The organism is Brachyspira pilosicoli (assembly GCF_008016535.1).
GTDB classification, from domain to species: Bacteria; Spirochaetota; Brachyspiria; order Brachyspirales; family Brachyspiraceae; genus Brachyspira; species Brachyspira pilosicoli_A.
The window spans coordinates 43255-60209 of record NZ_SAXY01000058.1 but is presented as its reverse complement, the minus strand read 5'-3'; the positions used below and the strand labels follow the sequence as shown (position 1 = coordinate 60209).

The 16955-nt window shown below is 26.2% G+C and carries 17 protein-coding genes, 1 tRNA gene and 1 pseudogene; 13 read left to right on the top strand and 6 right to left on the bottom strand.

Annotation, left to right across the window (positions count from 1 at the left end; translation table 11 throughout):
• Positions 1-58: 58 nt before the first annotated feature.
• From EPJ72_RS09740 to EPJ72_RS09720, 5 genes are all read right to left on the bottom strand, one after another.
• Positions 59-445 carry a VOC family protein gene (locus EPJ72_RS09740; protein WP_147731969.1) on the bottom strand — a complete coding sequence of 129 codons (387 nt, stop codon included), beginning with the start codon at positions 443-445 and terminating at the stop codon, positions 59-61.
• A 36-nt stretch (positions 446-481) separates the two neighbouring features.
• Entirely contained in the window at positions 482-1633 is a 1152-nt protein-coding gene (locus EPJ72_RS09735) for a VWA domain-containing protein (protein ID WP_147731968.1), read from the bottom strand.
• A 334-nt stretch (positions 1634-1967) separates the two neighbouring features.
• Positions 1968-3062, bottom strand: a complete 1095-nt coding sequence (locus EPJ72_RS09730) for a M15 family metallopeptidase (protein ID WP_147731967.1) — start codon at positions 3060-3062, stop codon at positions 1968-1970.
• Between the two features lie 35 nt (positions 3063-3097).
• Positions 3098-3170, bottom strand: a tRNA-Val gene (locus EPJ72_RS09725).
• Between the two features lie 134 nt (positions 3171-3304).
• Positions 3305-3856, bottom strand: coding sequence for a CYTH domain-containing protein (locus EPJ72_RS09720; RefSeq protein ID WP_147731966.1), 552 nt, complete (start codon positions 3854-3856; stop codon positions 3305-3307).
• Between the two features lie 420 nt (positions 3857-4276).
• On the opposite strand from EPJ72_RS09720, the gene EPJ72_RS09715 reads away from it, so the two are divergent.
• Positions 4277-4777 (top strand): hypothetical protein, encoded by a 501-nt coding sequence (locus tag EPJ72_RS09715; RefSeq protein ID WP_147731965.1) that lies wholly within the window; start codon positions 4277-4279, stop codon positions 4775-4777.
• Complete coding sequence (locus EPJ72_RS09710; RefSeq protein WP_147731964.1) at positions 4770-5312, top strand: ComF family protein; 543 nt, start codon at positions 4770-4772, stop codon at positions 5310-5312. The genes EPJ72_RS09715 and EPJ72_RS09710 overlap by 8 nt, the downstream gene beginning before the upstream one ends.
• Here EPJ72_RS09710 and EPJ72_RS13785 read toward each other — a convergent pair.
• Positions 5305-6140: pseudogene (locus EPJ72_RS13785) on the bottom strand (transposase). The gene EPJ72_RS09710 and the pseudogene EPJ72_RS13785 overlap by 8 nt on opposite strands.
• A 422-nt stretch (positions 6141-6562) precedes the next feature.
• Between EPJ72_RS13785 and EPJ72_RS09700 the strand changes: the two are divergent.
• From EPJ72_RS09700 to pyrF, 11 genes are all read left to right on the top strand, one after another.
• The gene (locus tag EPJ72_RS09700) at positions 6563-7483 is read left to right on the top strand and encodes a hypothetical protein (RefSeq protein WP_242004983.1); all 921 of its coding nucleotides are present in this window, start codon (positions 6563-6565) and stop codon (positions 7481-7483) included.
• Between the two features lie 22 nt (positions 7484-7505).
• Positions 7506-8222, top strand: a complete 717-nt coding sequence (locus tag EPJ72_RS09695; protein ID WP_147731963.1) for a hypothetical protein — start codon at positions 7506-7508, stop codon at positions 8220-8222.
• A 33-nt stretch (positions 8223-8255) separates the two neighbouring features.
• A complete protein-coding gene (locus EPJ72_RS09690) occupies positions 8256-9023 on the top strand; it encodes a hypothetical protein (protein ID WP_147731962.1) in 768 nt (255 codons plus the stop codon).
• Between the two features lie 20 nt (positions 9024-9043).
• Entirely contained in the window at positions 9044-9721 is a 678-nt protein-coding gene (locus tag EPJ72_RS09685; RefSeq protein WP_147731961.1) for an ABC transporter ATP-binding protein, read from the top strand.
• The gene (locus tag EPJ72_RS09680) at positions 9718-10935 is read left to right on the top strand and encodes an ABC transporter permease (protein WP_147731960.1); all 1218 of its coding nucleotides are present in this window, start codon (positions 9718-9720) and stop codon (positions 10933-10935) included. Before EPJ72_RS09685 ends, EPJ72_RS09680 begins: the two co-directional genes overlap by 4 nt.
• The gene (locus EPJ72_RS09675; RefSeq protein WP_147731959.1) at positions 10928-11605 is read left to right on the top strand and encodes a hypothetical protein; all 678 of its coding nucleotides are present in this window, start codon (positions 10928-10930) and stop codon (positions 11603-11605) included. The genes EPJ72_RS09680 and EPJ72_RS09675 overlap by 8 nt, the downstream gene beginning before the upstream one ends.
• A gap of 9 nt (positions 11606-11614) precedes the next feature.
• The gene (locus tag EPJ72_RS09670) at positions 11615-12670 is read left to right on the top strand and encodes a hypothetical protein (protein ID WP_147731958.1); all 1056 of its coding nucleotides are present in this window, start codon (positions 11615-11617) and stop codon (positions 12668-12670) included.
• 157 nt (positions 12671-12827) lie between these two features.
• Entirely contained in the window at positions 12828-13649 is an 822-nt protein-coding gene (locus EPJ72_RS09665; protein WP_147731957.1) for a DinB family protein, read from the top strand.
• A 24-nt stretch (positions 13650-13673) separates the two neighbouring features.
• Positions 13674-14444 carry a dihydroorotate dehydrogenase electron transfer subunit gene (locus EPJ72_RS09660; protein WP_147731956.1) on the top strand — a complete coding sequence of 257 codons (771 nt, stop codon included), beginning with the start codon at positions 13674-13676 and terminating at the stop codon, positions 14442-14444.
• The gene (locus EPJ72_RS09655) at positions 14437-15354 is read left to right on the top strand and encodes a dihydroorotate dehydrogenase (RefSeq protein ID WP_199749284.1); all 918 of its coding nucleotides are present in this window, start codon (positions 14437-14439) and stop codon (positions 15352-15354) included. Before EPJ72_RS09660 ends, EPJ72_RS09655 begins: the two co-directional genes overlap by 8 nt.
• Complete coding sequence (pyrF, locus tag EPJ72_RS09650) at positions 15351-16706, top strand: orotidine-5'-phosphate decarboxylase (protein WP_147731954.1); 1356 nt, start codon at positions 15351-15353, stop codon at positions 16704-16706. The genes EPJ72_RS09655 and pyrF overlap by 4 nt, the downstream gene beginning before the upstream one ends.
• The last annotated feature ends 249 nt before the right edge of the window (positions 16707-16955 follow it).

Below are 16955 nucleotides of genomic sequence, written 5' to 3'. Positions count from 1 at the left end.
ATAAAAGAGAATTTATATTTAATAATATAGATTCTCTTTTTTATTTATAAGATTAATTTTAAATAGTTATCTCTACTCTATTATTTTCTATATCAAATACAACACTCTCATAATATCCATCGCCTGTTACTCTAGGATATGATAATATTTTAATACCGTCTTTTTCAAACAAATTAGTTAAACTATCAACTTTATCTTTGCTTCCAACCGATATGGCAATATGAGCAAATACATAATATTCTTTATTTTTATCCAAATCATTAATATCATTTCTTTTCATAATCTCTAATCTGCATCTATTATCTTCAAACTCAAGAAAATAAGATTCAAAACCTTTTTTTGTATTAACATATTTATCGCCGCATTTGCAATTAAAATATTTTATATAAAACTCTTTCATCTTTTCAATATCTTTAGCCCAAATTGCAATATGAGATATTTTCATTTTTTATTCTCCTTCCAATTAATTATAATAAATTAATTATGATATAATATCGTTTATATATTCTGCTAATTTATTTGGAGTAATGGCAGCTACCTTAGCACCAAGTTTAGAGAGTTTTTGAGCAGCATTTTTATCATATGATTCATTACATTCATAATCTAATGCTGTTAATATAAAAATCTTACTCCTTGCCTCAATAATGCCTTTTACACTGTTATGCATACATTTATAATCATTGCTGTCTTCCAAATCGCTTATAAGCAAATATATAGTCTTATCTGGAATAGTTGTAATTTTTTTAGCATACTCCAAAGCATTAACAATATCAGTTCCCCCTCCTAATTGAACCTTTAAAAGAGTGTCTACTGGGTCTTTAACATAATCACTAAGATCAACTATTGAAGTGTCAAATATAATAAGCTTCACAGATAAATAAGGCAAATTAGCAAATATTGACGCCATTATGGAAGAATATATAACGCTGTCAAGCATAGAAGCACTTTCATCTATAAGTATTATAATATGCCAAGGATTGTAGTTTCTTATATTGTTATTAAAATAAAGTTTATCTACGAATATTGTATTATTTTGAGTATTATAGTTTTTTAAATTATGCCTAATTGTTTTTTTTATATCAAGATTTCTAAATATTTTTCTATGCATTGTATAAGAATTAGGAAGCTTCTTTCCATAAAAGACTTTTTTAATATCCTGCTCCATTTTTCTTTTTAGTTTTTCTACAATATCTCTCACTATACTATAAGCAAGTTTTTTTACATTAGAATCCATCATATCTCTAAATGTTAGAATATTTTTAAGAAGCTCCATATTAGGCTCCATTTCCTTTAAAATATTCTCATCTGTAATCATCTCAGTTAGATTATATTTGTTTAGAGCATGTGTCTGCATTATCTGAACCGTTTCTTTTGGAAAGAGTCTTTTTATTTTAGAAACCCACATTGGCACAGTTAGATTGCTTTCATTTTTACCTCCCTTTGTTGTTGTGCTATTATCATCATTATAATAACCGTCTTCTTTTGAATATTCTCTGTCATACAAAAAATTTAAAGATTCATTAATGTCCGATAAACCTTCTTGCAATTCAATATTATTATCGGCGAAATCTCCGAGTATAAGACGCCATCTATTTAGAGTGTTATTTTCGTTATTATTATCTAATTTTGTCATATTTATTTATTTTTTATATTGAAGTTATTTTATATAATACTAAAAATTACTGAGTTTGTCAAAAAATATTTTTCAATTTTTTATTTGTGGTGGCTTTGCCCCCTGCGAAGCGTGCCCGTAGGGTACACACCCACACTTCTTTTGGTGGCCCAAAGAAGCAAAAAGACTGCAGTTTTAAGACAAATTTATAGTATTCACACATTTAATGCATATTCATAAATATAAAGCAAAACACTTGCACTTTTTGGTTCTTTTTGCTGCGGGAAAAAGAACAATAAAAAATTGAAATATCATAATAAAACAATTTAAGAAATATACTTTTTAATGCTATTAATTAATATAAACCGTATTCTTTTATGAGTCTGTAAAGCTCTTCTTCATCTTCTTTTATTCTGTTGTATATTATAAGTTCTGGTCTGTATTCAAAATGCACAGTGTCATAATTATGCCATTTACCGCCCCAAATAAACCCATACTTCTCAAGAATTTTGATAACCTCTCTAGGTGGATTCCATCTATCATTAAAAGGAACAGCATACCACTCTTTATTATTAACCCTAGTCCAAGCCCAATATATTTGTTTACCATTATTTCTTTTAGGAAGTGTGTCAATTGCAACTCCATAACTATGATAGCTTCTGCTGGCACTTTTTGATATTATTTTCCATACATAGCCGCTGACTGTTTTTAATGATGCTAAATAATTTTTTACTTGAACATTAGTTTGAGCCATAGATTTTATTTCTACACTAGCATTAGAAAGAGGCTCTACTATATAATCATGTATGCTAGTTCTATAGCCTAATATACTAACAGTTTTTATATGCGTCATCATAGTCTTAAGAGAAGAACCATCATAAAGAGTATTTAAAAAAGTATTATTAATGATTTTTTTATTGTTAATTCTTCTTTTATAGTATTCCTGAAGCTCTAAAGTCCTTTCAGGGGTAGCCTTTTGTATAACAGGAAGTCCATTAACAGGATATGGATAAAAACCAAAACTTATATAATTATCAGCATTAGATATATCTGCATCTGTTAAAAGTTTACCGTCTGCCCAATTAAACCAAATTTCATCTAAATAAAAACCTATTTCGCCATTCCTTATTATAGGTTTAGATATTCTATTTGAATAAGCCAAATGTAAAGATAAAATCTCTAATACTCCATCTTTCATGCTTACACTGCTAATAAGCCTTTTTTTCTCTTCTGCCATTTGCTTTTCCATAGAAAAAGCTTCCATATTAGCAGATATATTAGTCGTATAATTAAAATATATTCCTACAAGTGAAGCTACAGAAAGCACCATTATAATAATAACAGCAAATAATATAGAAATATGTTTAGTAATTTTTTTAATAAGAAAAGTAAGTAATATTAATAGAAAAAGAATAGCTACTATAATTAAAAGATGTTCAAAACCTGCCATATACTAAAAAATAATGTAAACATTTTAGAAGACTTTGGGCGATGACGGGTTCGAACCGCCGACCTAGTGCTTGTAAGGCACCCGCTCTCCCAGCTGAGCTAATCGCCCTTATGTTTTAAGACTTAAGTATACTAACATATACACTAAAAAAAGTCAAGCATATATTAAATCTTTTTAAACACAAAACAAAGCCTAACTTATAAACTTAAAAATTATGTTTCGTTATCGTAAATAAAATCTAATTATTTAGCTTTTTTTAGCATGTCAATATAAGCTTTTGTTTCTATGTCTTTTTCATCTATTCCTATTTCTTTTAAGAAAGTTTTTAACTGAGAAACCTGATTTTCTACACTCTCTTCACTATTTAAAAACTCTATCTCTATAAAATCTCCTAAACCTTTTATTTTTGACACTTCCACTAAAGAGTTCTTATATGTAAAAGCATAGCCCTTCTTTTCTTTTCTCACATACTCTCTATAGCCTTGAAGTGATGATAAAAAATTAATTATAAATCTTGACTTTTTTTTACTCACTTTTATTTCTATTTCATCATTAACTTCTACACCTTCTATTATTTTCCTATCTTTAGAGCAAAATGTATAACCGCCATGTTCTACTCTAAGCCTAATGCAATTTTTTAACTTTATATCATTATTTAAAATATCATCAGTTTTAGCATAATAAATGTCTTTTTTAAAATACTTCTTTTTAAACTTTGCATTCTTATATAGAAAACTTAAAGTGTTTTCAAAATCTCTAACATGAGCTTTTATTTCTATTTCATTATTTACCATAATTGATATTATATTTAATATATAATAAATTGTCAAAAAATATATGATACAAATATGCTTTTAATTAAAAAAGAAATATGTATTTATAAATAGTTTAGCTTAAACGGTATTTATATGTAATTGATTTGTTTTTAATGAAAAATCCATTTACACACCCCGCCCTTTATTCTTTACAAAATGTTTTAAAATTTTAGTTTAAATTATTTTTATTGTCTATTTAAAAATATTAATACCCGCCCAAGCTTTTAATAAATTTTTTAATATTATTCAACGCACGGTAAGCAGACTTTATATAAAATTTAAATTATCATTATTAATGCGTATATATTTTAAATTTTATTTTGCGTGCGTAAATTTTGACAAATATGCATATATTAAGTATGATATAATTATAAAAAATAATTTAATTAGGATATTTTTATGAGAACTTTATCTTTAAAAAAAATTAATGTTAATATTTTTATATTGTTTTTGCTAAGTATTATAAGTTTAGCTTCTCCTATCGTAACACATTATTTTGGGTTTAAAGGCACAGAATTTTTGCCTATATTTTTTGCTTTATCTCTGGGAGCATATGTATTAAATCCTATATTTTTAATAATGCTTAGCTTTATATCTCCTCTTTTGAATTATTTTCTCACAAACATGCCTATGCCTCCAACATTATATTTTTTGATGCTTGAGGGAATAGTATTTGCTGTTGTTATAACTTTAATGAAAAATAGAAATATATCTTTTATATTAGTTTCATTATTTGCATTAATATTAGGAAGATTATCATCTGTAATTTTAACTTTTATTTTTGATGTAAATATTAATGCTTGGTTAAATAGTGTCATTTTAGGATATAAAGGTGTAATAGTAAATTGGATTTTTGCAAGCATAATGTATCTTATATTAAAAAATAAATATAATGAATAATATTTTTTTAGCTTACAAAAAATTCGATATAGATAATATACCGATAACGGCATTAGGTGATTTAGATAGAGAGCTTGGTGATGAATTAAGAGCTTTTAAAAAAAATAATATTAATTTTCCTATAAAGATAACAGAAAATATAAAAAATTATTATTATGATTATGTAAAAAAAAATAATAAAAAATTTGATATTATAATTTATGTTCCTTCAAATAAAAATAACGGTGTAATGGATTTTTTTGCTGATTATATATCTAAAGAGTTTAATATAGAAAAATGTGAATTATTAAAAATAAAAAAAGATATAAAAGAACAGAAATTTTTAGAAACTCTAAAAGAGAGAAGTGAAAATATTAAAGATGCTTTTGAAATAATAAACTATAAAAAACTTGAAAATAAAAATATTCTTTTAATAGATGATGTTTATGCCTCAGGTGAAACTATAAAAGAGATAATAAAAATATTTAAAAGATTTAAGTTTAATTATAATTTAGAGATACTAATTTTTTGTTATAGGAATCATATCTTTAATTAAAAAAGTTATTATATTTTCTTAATTTTTGATTAGCTTTCTCTAAGAATAATTCTTTAGGGTAAAAATTATAAAATTATTTTTTGTCTCGGTTATGTCTTTATAAAATTATATAGCTGTATGTGTCTACGTAAATTCCAATGGAAGCCGCAGGACTGTAAACTTTTTAATGCAATTTTTATTACAAAATAAATATAATGTATCTTATATTTTAAACAAATGCCTATGATAAATAAATTTAATACCATTATCTATTTAATACAATGAATACAAAGAAAGAAAATATTATATATATTTTTTTATTGTATAAATATCTAAAGCTCATTCTCGTTGCTAAATCTACAGCAGTAAATTGATAATAACGTATTTCACCAAAAAAAGCATATTACGAAGTCCGCAGAGCGTAACATCTATTTGTACTTTTTCCCCTGCCTCCTTGATATAAATCGCATGCTTTCCTTTATGTTTTCTCTTAATTTTTTTCTTTTTACTTCTATACAAATTATGTTCTTTTAGAACAGTTTCTATTGCTGTTGTTCCTACTTTAATGTCTTCTAACTCTAATTGTTTTTTTATTTTAAATTTACCATAACCATATAATTTTCTTATCTCGATTATTCTTTTAATAATTTTCTTATTTTTCAATTTATTTTTATTAGTTTTAAGTGTAGTAGATTTAGGTTTTATAATAGAACAAGTTTCTAATTGTTTTTTCCAATAGTAATATGTTCTAATACTAATATCATATTTAGAAGCTAATATTTCTTTATTCTTAACTTTATTAATTTTTAGAACTATCTTTTTTCTTTGATTTGAAGTATATTCTTTCATAGGTATTCCTTTAAATTGGGTTATTTATATTATAAGGAATACCTACTTTATTTTAACTAAAAAACGTGCAATATCTATGGCTCCATGACAAATTTTTCATATTTTTTATTGACATAATTATTAAATTATGTTATATTAGTGCCTATGAAAACTGATATTTTGATACAAATCATTGTAGACAGTCTACAGTCTACAGTCTACAGTCTACAGTCTACAGTCTACAGTCTACAGTAGTCTTGGAAAATTACACTTTACAATTAACCATTTTTCTTTTGGTGTTGCATCAATTTTTTTTTAGTCAAATTTCATTAAGGCTTAATATAAAAACTTCTAAATTATTCCTAATAATTTTCTGTTTATTTATATCTATTAGTTCTTTAAATTTAAAAGCACAAGACACATTCAAAAGATCAAGTTTTTATATGACTTACCATGTTACAGGCTTTCCATTCTTTATTGATATTGGATATCTATATAGAAAAAATGCTTCATATCTCTATATTCCACGTATAGGTATAAGCTATGAATATGGCTCATACTCTTTTGGACTTTTTGCATATGCTGGCATGGAATATAGATACGATAGGTTTTTTATAAATCTAAAATATAAACAAGGATTAATTCCATATACTGATAAATATACTTTTGATACCTTAGAATCTTATGGTAATTTTTCAACAGGATATATGTTTGAAAATGTTTCTCTCACATATAACCTTAACGTTGGTAAAATACTTGATTTAAACAGCAACACTAAAGAAATAAATAATATTTTCAAGCTTCAGCAGAGTGTAGATGTATCTGCTTTAATTTATGATAATTCTATTAATAAATTAAAATTTAATACAGGAATAGATTTTAATATTATACCAAATGGAAAAGAATATTCTTATGGAATATATGCATCTATGCCTTATTCATTTTTCCACTATTGGGGAGAATTGGGCATTATGCCGTATATTAGTTATAGTGCTTATTTTAATGACTCTAAAAAGAATTATTCTATTGGAGAGAAATATTTATGCATATTGCAGATGCTTCCATTAAACAATGCTGAAAAATATGTAGAGCCTTATAGCTTTTTAACATTTCTACATTTAGAATATAAATTATATATGAGATTCTTGCCATCTGGTTGGAATGATTTATATTTAGTGGGTTTTGGAAATATTGGATATGGAAAATATGAATATCAAAGTATTAATGATGGTGAGATGTTATACATGGTAGGAGGCGGCATAGGATTTAATTTATTCTCTACTGCACCTCTACAAATAACTTTAGCTACTGATAATAATAAAAGTTTAATAATAAATGTAGTAATTAGTGCTATTAGTTTTTAATTATCAATATAAGGATTAAATTATGAAAAAAAACTTAATTTTATTATTTTTGTTAATATTCAGTGTAAAATCATTTGCCTACATTAAAGAAATAGATGAGCTTTATAATTCATTTTATATGAACTCTGGAGATGAGTCTGTAGAAGCACAGGTGCAAGGATTAAGAGAGAAGAAATTAGACAAACTTCAAAAGCAAATCATAACTAATGTAACAGTTGTAATGGAAGTACGTGCTAGTAAAGAGTCTAAAAGAAAAATATACAAATATTTAAAAGACAATGTTGCAAACAACGACCCGCTTCTTTCAGAAAAAGATCCTGACTATTTAGCATCATTAGCAGATTTAATGACAGCATTTGTAAACTATGCTACATTAAATGAGCTTATGGAGTATTCAAATAAAATTATTGATTTATATGATAAGGCTTTAGCAATAAATCCAAATCATTTCCCTTCATTATTAGGTAAAGCTATATATGTATCATTTATGCCGAAATTCTATGGAGGCGGATATGATAAATCAATGCCTATATTCAAAAAAGCAGAAGCAAATGCTAAAGAAGATTGGGAAAAGCATACTACTTATTTATGGATGTCTCAAATATACTTTGTAGAAAAAGATGAAGCTAATTACAAAAAATATTTTGATATGGCTTATAATATATTTCCTGATGCGGCTTTTGTAAATTTTGTAAAAGAGGAAAATGCAAAAGGTGTTAGTTTATTTGAACATTATTAAAATTAATTAAATTATTTAATTTAAGGAAAATAGATGAGTAAAATTTTTATTATAATATTACTTTCATTTAGTTTGTTGGAAGCAAAAATAACATTATCTCCTCAGGCAGAATCTATATTAAATAATATAAACAATAAAAACAGCGAATTTTATTCTGCAGCAAGAATTTTAAAAGATGCTGAAATTGAAGCGTTAGTTAATGAAATAAAAAACAGTAATTTAACAACTGAAGAGAAATTATATTTATCTATAGAAGCATACTCACTTTGGTCTAGTATTTCTGTTTTATCTGGAAATGCTAGTGAAAGTTATAAAATGCTTTTAGATGTTCATAATAATACAAAAAAAGATAAATTATTTAAAAATGCTGATTCTGATATTTATTCAGCTTTTTCTGATTTTTCTGCCTCACTAATTAATTTAGCTTCAGTAAACAACGAACTTCCATACACTATAGTAATAGATATGAATAATTATGCCCGTCTTGCTCTGCTTAAAAATCCAAATGATGCCAGAGCAAAACAGTTAATAGCAATATGGCAAATATACACAATGGGTTATTATAATAATTATAATTTTTCTGCTGTAATTGATTTTTTTGAAGATTATGACTCACTTCCTGAATATATGATGTATAGAATGCATATTTATAAATCAGTAGCTTATATTAAATCAAACAAAGTAAAAGATGCATTTGCAGAACTTGAACTTGCTAAGCAGATTTATCCAGATGGTTTATATACATTTTTACTTGAAAACGGTTATAGAAATGGCAGAGAATTCTTTTATTATACTAAATAAAAATATATAAGGAGCATAAAATGAAGGCAATTAGTTGCCGCAATATATCAAAATTATATAAAACAAAATATTATAATATATTGGCAAACAAAGATATTAACTTAGAAATTGAGAAAGGAGAGATAGTTTGGATTAATGGAGTTAGCGGTGCTGGAAAAAGTACATTGCTTCATATTCTCTCAAGTATAGATACTCCAACAACAGGTTCTGTATATTGGGACTCTGAAGAGATTTCTAATTTAAATGATTATAAAAGAAGTAAGTTCAGACTTATTAATATTGGCTTAATACTTCAATCTTTAGAATTACTTAAAACTCAAACAGTATTTGATAATGCGGCTTTACCATTAAGATTTTTAAATGTAGATAATAAAGACACTAAAAATAAAGTCATGAAAATATTAGAAAATCTAAAAATTGATGATTTAAAAAACAAAAAGCCCGAACAGCTTTCAGGCGGACAAAAGCAAAGAGTGGCAATAGCAAGAGCGTTAGTTACTGATGCACCTTATATATTCGGCGATGAGATAAGTGCAAATCTTGACACAGACACTAGTAAATTTATTTATGAATATATAACAAAAGAAATAAAAAACAGAAATGGAATAGGATTTTTTATTTCGCATGATGAATCTATAAAAAAATATGTTGATACTATTTATACTATGAAAGATGGTATATTGGAGAGAAGTTTATGAATATTATAAAATTGGCTTGGGATAATTTATGGTATAATAAAATAAGAACTATTTTAAATATGATACTTATAATAGTTTCTTTTGTTTCACTTATGATTATAAGCGGATACAACAATTACTCTGAAGAAGGAATTATATCAATAATAAATACAAGCGGAGGTTCTGTTGTCATTGCTGATAAATCTTATTGGGATACTACAAGCGAAAAAATCAATATGTTAAATAATTCTGATTTTGACATACTTTATAAAAAATTAGAAACTATTGAAGGCATTGATGATTATCAGAAAAAATTAGATTTAAACGGAATAGTAGGTAATGAAAATAAAAGTAAAATATTTGTAGGCTATGCTTATGAGGATTCTTCAAAAGTAATGTCTACTGTTATGTTAAAAGAGGGTACACCTATATTTAATGATGATGTGGATACTGTTGTTTTGGGGTACGATTTGGGTAAATATTTTAATCTTAATTATGATGATACCCCATATTTAAATTTTATGACAGATTTTGGAGATGGCATCACATTAGGATCTTTAATGGCTGTTGGTTCTATAACATTAAATAATAGTTATTTAGACCCTATGATTCTTTATTGTCCTCTAAATGCTGCTTACACTACTTTTGGTTTAGAAGAAGGAAATGCTCATAATTTGCTTATTTATTTAAATGATTATAGCAAGGCTACAGAAGTAAAAAACTCTTTAAACGATTATTTTAATTCTAATAATTTAAATTACGAAGCTAAAGATTGGAAAGATTTAAATACATATTTCATTGCTGTTATTAAGATGTATAATGATAATTATCTTATGGCTTTAGGTATTTTAAGTGTATTAGTATTTGTATCAGTTATGCAAATATTAACTACAAACTTTTTAGAGCGTTTAAATGAGTTTGGTACAATGAGAGCATTAGGAATAAATATAAAAAATGTAACTCTTCTTTTATTTTTAGAAATTATAATAGTAGCTGTAATTAGCTCAATTATATCTATATTTGTTTCTTATGGTATATCTGGTATAATAGATATTTTTAATATAAGACTCCAGTTTCCGGGCTCTACTGACGGATATGATTTAAATTTATTATTTAGATTAAAAGACATTATTTTAATATTTATATGGGTATTAGGTGTTTCTATACTTTCTGGAATATATCCTATAATAAAAGTAATAAGAATGCCTATAATAGAGGTAATCAAATATGTATAAGTTTTTATTAATAATATTTATATTTGCTAATGTTTTATACTCAAAAAATATTTTTAATGAGTTTGTTAGTTTATATCATATAGATGGAAAAAACGCCAGATTGATAGGCAACTTTGTAGATACAGACAGTAAAAAAGGTACGAGTGTTGTTAGTGATTTTGAGCTTATCACAGGAAGAAATTATAAACTAGTATATTTAAAAAATAGTAAGAGTCTTTTTCTTGCAAACACTCAAGGCTCTTTTGTTATGGGAAGAAATCAAGTTTCGGCTTTAAAAATATCAGGCAATTATGTTATAACAGGTGCTGCTAATATGAGCGATATAATGTCTGTTAATTTTATTAATGATTATAAGATTGAGAGTGTTAATGCTGATAATAGTGTTAGTTTAATAAAAAACAGCAAAAATGTTCCATATGCTAAGGCTCTTCTAAAAAAAGAAGGCAAAGATTATATAATAGATTTTTTTGATAATACAGGAAAGGCTATAAAAAAAGGCATTTATAAAATAAGCAGCAGCGGCGGTTTTAGTAAGATGGAATTTTATAATCTTATAATTAACACTAATTTAAGTACTGTTTGTAATGTGGAGAGAATGGAATCCTCTGATGTTACTAGCTCGTATTTTAGAAGCGAGAATATGAAGGCATTATTTGGTTTATTTAATTAATAATTATTTATGAAAAAATTTATTATATTAACTTTATTATTACTAGGTATATTTTTTAATACATCATTTGCAATTATAAGTCCTAAATTTGGTATTGAAAATAGACTTAGTTATATAGATTTAGAGCCTAGTGAGTTTATAAAAAATGATGTACTTAGTAATGATAGTTATTTTTATATAGGTTTTGAATTATTAAATCCTAACTTTTATTTTATATTTAAGCCAGCTATTAGAGTGTATACAAAATATGATCTTGAATTTGATATGTCTACTTCTAGCTTAAAAGAAAAAAATGATGGATTTATAACATTTACATTTGATGAAATAGAGTTCTCATATTTAAATGATGTAATGGCATTTTATATTGGAAAAAGAAAATTCCATTTTGGTGAAGGTTTTAACAGACAATATATATTTGTTGAAGATAGTGTATTTTATGATGATTATAATTCTCTATATAATACAGAGCTTAATATTTATCAAGATAATATAACTCATTCCATAGGATTTATAACCGATACAAAATCTATAGACCTTTTGGAAGAGCCTCAATTTTATACTGCTTGGTATTATGCAAAATATTCTACAACCGAGTTGGGTTTAATGGGCATTGTTAAATATAAATATGATTTAAACTTAAAAAATAATGTTGCACTCGGACTAGAAGCCTCATATATATTTGATTTTAATTTAAAACTCTATGGAAATATAAATTATGACCTTTTATATAATGACCAAATATATAAAAATACTGACGGCATAAAATCTCTAATTGGAATAAATTATAATTACATATCACAAAATTGGGTATTTATTCCATATATAGAATATTTTTATGAACAAAGCCATTCATTTTATTCTATAGGATTATATACTTCATTTGTTGACAGTATTTTTAGTATTATTTCATATTTCTCACATTCTCCAAATTATTTAATGGACTTCACAATCAAAGCTTTAATTAGCTATAATAATTTTGATTTTGAATTATTATACTATATACCTATTGAAGGCATAGAAGGTATAGATAATGTTGTAGAGTGTAAATTATCATACAGTTATTAAATAATGGTGTTTACACATCTATTGATAATTAAAAAAGAGATTATAAATTATTATTTTTAAGAATAATAAAAAATAATTAATAATTATTTGACAAAAATAAATTTCTCTATTACTATTAGTTAATTGCTGTTTTTACTATAGCAAAAAGGAATCGTTTATGATAAACCATAAAATTAATTTATTAGAAAAAAAAATAAACTCAGAATTAAATAGGTTAAATAAAAAGTCAGAAGAGATAGAGATATTAAAATCAAGTATTATAAACAATTTAAATAAAAATCTAAAAGAATTAAAAAATAAAAAATTAAAAAAATTAAGAGAAGAGAAAAAATTAATATATGATAATTTATTAGAATTAAAAAAAGACTTTTCAGAAATAAAAAAAGAGTACAAAAAAGCTAATAAAAAAACATCAGATAAAAAAGAAAATATCATAACTTATAAAACAATCACATCACAAAGAGTTCTTACTCTTATGGCAGAATATAATAGAAAAGCAAATAGAATGCTTATAAATATTTTTAGAGATATACAAAAAATTAATGAATCAGATTTATACAAAGAAACAAGAAGCTATTTTAAATCATTAATAAATAGTTTTACTCATATTATAAAAACAGATATATATTTCTTTTCTATTTTAAGAAAGTATTCAAGCAAAAAAATAATAGCAAATGAAGATATATTAACATATCTTAATGATAATTTTTTATTCAATAAACCAATAGATGCTAATTTAGATACCTTATTTGATACAAGAAAAAAATTAGATGATATAATAATAGATATAATAAATAGTATAGATGATTATAATGTAATAATAAAAATAGATTTCGCTGATGATATGTTAAAAAAGCCAATCTATCATATAATAATGCATGAATTAAATCATAATACTCATCATAGAGGCGAGATATCTGCTATGCTTGATATGATGGGGTATATAAATGATTATTCCAATTTAATTACTATAATTTAATTTTGTTAGCGGTTGTGCGAAATTATGTTTTTAGAAGATTGTGAGATTGTAGAAAACAAAAAAATATCAGAGGATAAGTATATTCTCAAAATAAAATCTAAAGAGGCTTTTAAGCATATTAAGGCAGGACAATTTTTTATGCTCAAAAGCAGCACATATTTAAGAAGACCCATTAGTGTTCATTATGTTTCTAATGAGGAAATAGAGTTTTATTATCAGGTAAAAGGCGAAGGCACAAAATATTTATCTACTCTAAAAGAAAGAGTTAATATACAAGGCCCTTTAGGTAACGGTTTTGACACTAATATTAATAATAAAAAAGTGCTTATAGCTGCAGGCGGAATGGGTATTGCACCTATAAAGCTATTAATAGAAAAATTAACAAATAATAATAATAACATCACTCTTGTAATGGGGGGAGCAAATAAGTACGCCCTCAACATAATGGAAAGATTTAATACTAATAATATTAACTTACACATAGTTACAGATGACGGCTCTGTTGGTGATAAATGTAATGCTGTAGAGAAAACAAACGAAATAATAAAAAAAGAGAAGTTTGATATAATATACACTTGCGGCCCTACCATTATGATGAATGGAATAATAAAAATAGCATTAGCAAACAACATATTATGCTATGCTTCTCTTGAGAGGAGAATGGCTTGCGGAGTTAATGCTTGTTTGGGATGCAATGTTGAAGTTAGTTATGACAATAAAACGGTAGTATTAAAAAAGGCTTGCTCTGACGGACCTGTATTTGATGCTAAATATTTATGGATTAAAAATGAATAATGACAGACTTAATATTAATTTTTTAGGTAAAGAATTAAAAAACCCAGTGATAACTTCATCTGGCTGTTTTGGCTTTGGTGAAGAGTATAATGATTATTTTGATGTTAATGAACTTGGTGCTGTAAACTTAAAAGGCATAACATTAAATAAAAAAGATGGCAACAGTGGTGTTCGCATTGCAGAAACACCAAGCGGAATGATTAATTGTATAGGTTTAGAAAATCCGGGTATAGAATATTTTAGAGATGAGATTATAAAAAATATAAAATACTCAACACCTATTATTTTAAATATAAATGGAAGCACATTAGAAGAGTATGTTAAAGTGGCAGAGATTGCTAATGAGATAGAGAGAGTTGATTTTTTTGAACTTAATATATCTTGCCCTAATGTAAAAAATGGCGGTATGGCTTTTGGGGCAAGCTGTGAAAGTGCTGAGAAAACTACAAAAGAAGTAAAAAAAGTATTAACAAAAAAGCCTTTAATAGTAAAATTATCTCCGAATGTTACTGATATTGCGAGCATTGCTAAATCTGTAGAGTATGCGGGTGCGGATAGTGTTTCTTTGGTTAATACTTTTTTAGCTATGAAGATAGATATAAAAACAAAAAAACCATTATTAGGCAATATTTTTGGAGGGCTTTCGGGGGCAGCTATAATGCCTATTGCTTTAAGAATGGTTTATCAAGTTTACAAGGCCGTTAATATACCTATAATAGGAATGGGAGGGATTCAAAAATATGAAGATGCTTTAGAATTTGTAATGGCAGGTGCTTCAGTTATTTCCATAGGCTCTGCAATATTTTCTAACCCAACACTCCCTATAGAAATAATAAAACAAATAAACAATTATCTTGAAGAGAATAATATTAATAATATAAAAGATTTAATAGGAGTAGCACATTTATGATGATAGCAGATAACAATCCAAAAGACAGACTTATAATAGCATTAGATTTTAATTCTATGTCTGAGGCGGTAGCGTTAATAGATGAACTTGGCGATGAGGCTGTGTTTTATAAAGTGGGACTTGAATTATTTTTATATACTAAAGGCGAGATAATAGAATATTTGGCTAATAAAAATAAAAAAGTATTTTTAGATTTGAAATTTCATGACATACCAAATACAACAGCTATGGCTTCGCTTTTTGCTGCTAAACAGAATGTATTTATGTTTAATGTGCATACAAGCGGCGGAAAGAAGATGATGGAAAAAACTGTTGAAGAGATAAAAAAACTAAACAAAGAGAACTTAATAATAGGTGTAACAGTTTTAACTAGTCTTTCAGAAAATGACGTAAAAAACATGTTCACTTCAAATATAGCATTAAAAGATTTAGCTGTTAATTGGGCAAAACTTGGAAAAGAGGCAGGGCTTGACGGAGTTGTATGCTCACCTAGAGAGGCTGCTATTATCAAAAAAGAATGCGGAGAGAGATTTAGAACAGTATGTCCGGGGGTTCGTCCGAAGTGGGCTAGCGTTGATGACCAAGAGAGAATTATGACACCAAAAGAGGCTATAGAAAACGGATGCGATTATCTTGTAGTTGGACGTCCTATCACAAGAAGCGAAGACAGAGTTAAAGCTTGCAGAATGGTTGTAGAAGAGATTGCTGATGGTATGGAAAACAATAAAAAAAGCAAGGCTCAAAAAATAGCTATGGCTTTGCTTTCATCTCAAGCTGTAAAAATTAATGTTAAAGAGCCTTTTACTTTTGTATCTGGAATAAAAAGCCCTATATATTGCGATAATAGATATGTAATAGGTTTTCCTGAATATAGAAAAGTGATAGTTGAATCTTTTGTAAATATATTAAAATTAAAAGACTTTGATATAGTAGCTGGTACTGCAACTGCCGGCATACCTTGGGCATCTTTTATAGCATATGAACTTGATAAGCCTATGTGTTATATTAGAGCAGAGAAAAAAGAGCATGGCAGAGGAAGACAGATTGAAGGAGCTGATTGTAACGGCAAGAGATTAATACTTATAGAGGATTTAATTTCAACAGGCGGAAGTTCTATAAAAGCATTTGAGGCAGCTAAGGCGGAAGGAGCTATTGGGCTTGAGATTATTTCAATATTTTCTTATGAGTTTGAAAAGGCTAAGAAAAACTTTGAAGATGCAAATATCAAATTCTCTTCTCTATCTAATTTCTCTTCATTAATGGAAATAGCAAAAGATGAGAAGTATATAAGTGAAGAGGAATTGAAGAAAGCTTTAGAGTGGAATAAAGACCCAGATAACTGGAATGTTTGATAATAATTTTATTAAAAAACACCGCACGGTAAACAAAACTTAAAATATAAATTTTATTAATAATTGCAATAAATCAAAAAACTAATATCAACTAAACGTGCGTTAATAAATATTTAAACTTAATATTTTAATTTTTTATCAACTTTTCCCATGGCATACACTCTGCGGACTTCGTCAAAGAACTAAAAAAGTGCAAGTGATTTTTCTTTATATGTTTGGAATATATATTAATATAAAATAATAGCTTAT

Coding starts and splice junctions, on each gene's coding strand:
- EPJ72_RS09655 (WP_199749284.1), top strand. CDS start 14,437: ATGAATAATGACAGACTTAATATTAATTTTTTAGGTAAAGAATTAAAA.
- EPJ72_RS09720 (WP_147731966.1), bottom strand. CDS start 3,856: ATGGTAAATAATGAAATAGAAATAAAAGCTCATGTTAGAGATTTTGAA.
- EPJ72_RS09685 (WP_147731961.1), top strand. CDS start 9,044: ATGAAGGCAATTAGTTGCCGCAATATATCAAAATTATATAAAACAAAA.
- EPJ72_RS09695 (WP_147731963.1), top strand. CDS start 7,506: ATGAAAAAAAACTTAATTTTATTATTTTTGTTAATATTCAGTGTAAAA.
- EPJ72_RS09675 (WP_147731959.1), top strand. CDS start 10,928: ATGTATAAGTTTTTATTAATAATATTTATATTTGCTAATGTTTTATAC.
- EPJ72_RS09735 (WP_147731968.1), bottom strand. CDS start 1,633: ATGACAAAATTAGATAATAATAACGAAAATAACACTCTAAATAGATGG.
- EPJ72_RS09710 (WP_147731964.1), top strand. CDS start 4,770: ATGAATAATATTTTTTTAGCTTACAAAAAATTCGATATAGATAATATA.
- EPJ72_RS09715 (WP_147731965.1), top strand. CDS start 4,277: ATGAGAACTTTATCTTTAAAAAAAATTAATGTTAATATTTTTATATTG.
- EPJ72_RS09670 (WP_147731958.1), top strand. CDS start 11,615: ATGAAAAAATTTATTATATTAACTTTATTATTACTAGGTATATTTTTT.
- pyrF (WP_147731954.1), top strand. CDS start 15,351: ATGATGATAGCAGATAACAATCCAAAAGACAGACTTATAATAGCATTA.
- EPJ72_RS09680 (WP_147731960.1), top strand. CDS start 9,718: ATGAATATTATAAAATTGGCTTGGGATAATTTATGGTATAATAAAATA.
- EPJ72_RS09690 (WP_147731962.1), top strand. CDS start 8,256: ATGAGTAAAATTTTTATTATAATATTACTTTCATTTAGTTTGTTGGAA.
- EPJ72_RS09665 (WP_147731957.1), top strand. CDS start 12,828: ATGATAAACCATAAAATTAATTTATTAGAAAAAAAAATAAACTCAGAA.
- EPJ72_RS09730 (WP_147731967.1), bottom strand. CDS start 3,062: ATGGCAGGTTTTGAACATCTTTTAATTATAGTAGCTATTCTTTTTCTA.
- EPJ72_RS09740 (WP_147731969.1), bottom strand. CDS start 445: ATGAAAATATCTCATATTGCAATTTGGGCTAAAGATATTGAAAAGATG.
- EPJ72_RS09700 (WP_242004983.1), top strand. CDS start 6,563: ATGACTTACCATGTTACAGGCTTTCCATTCTTTATTGATATTGGATAT.
- EPJ72_RS09660 (WP_147731956.1), top strand. CDS start 13,674: ATGTTTTTAGAAGATTGTGAGATTGTAGAAAACAAAAAAATATCAGAG.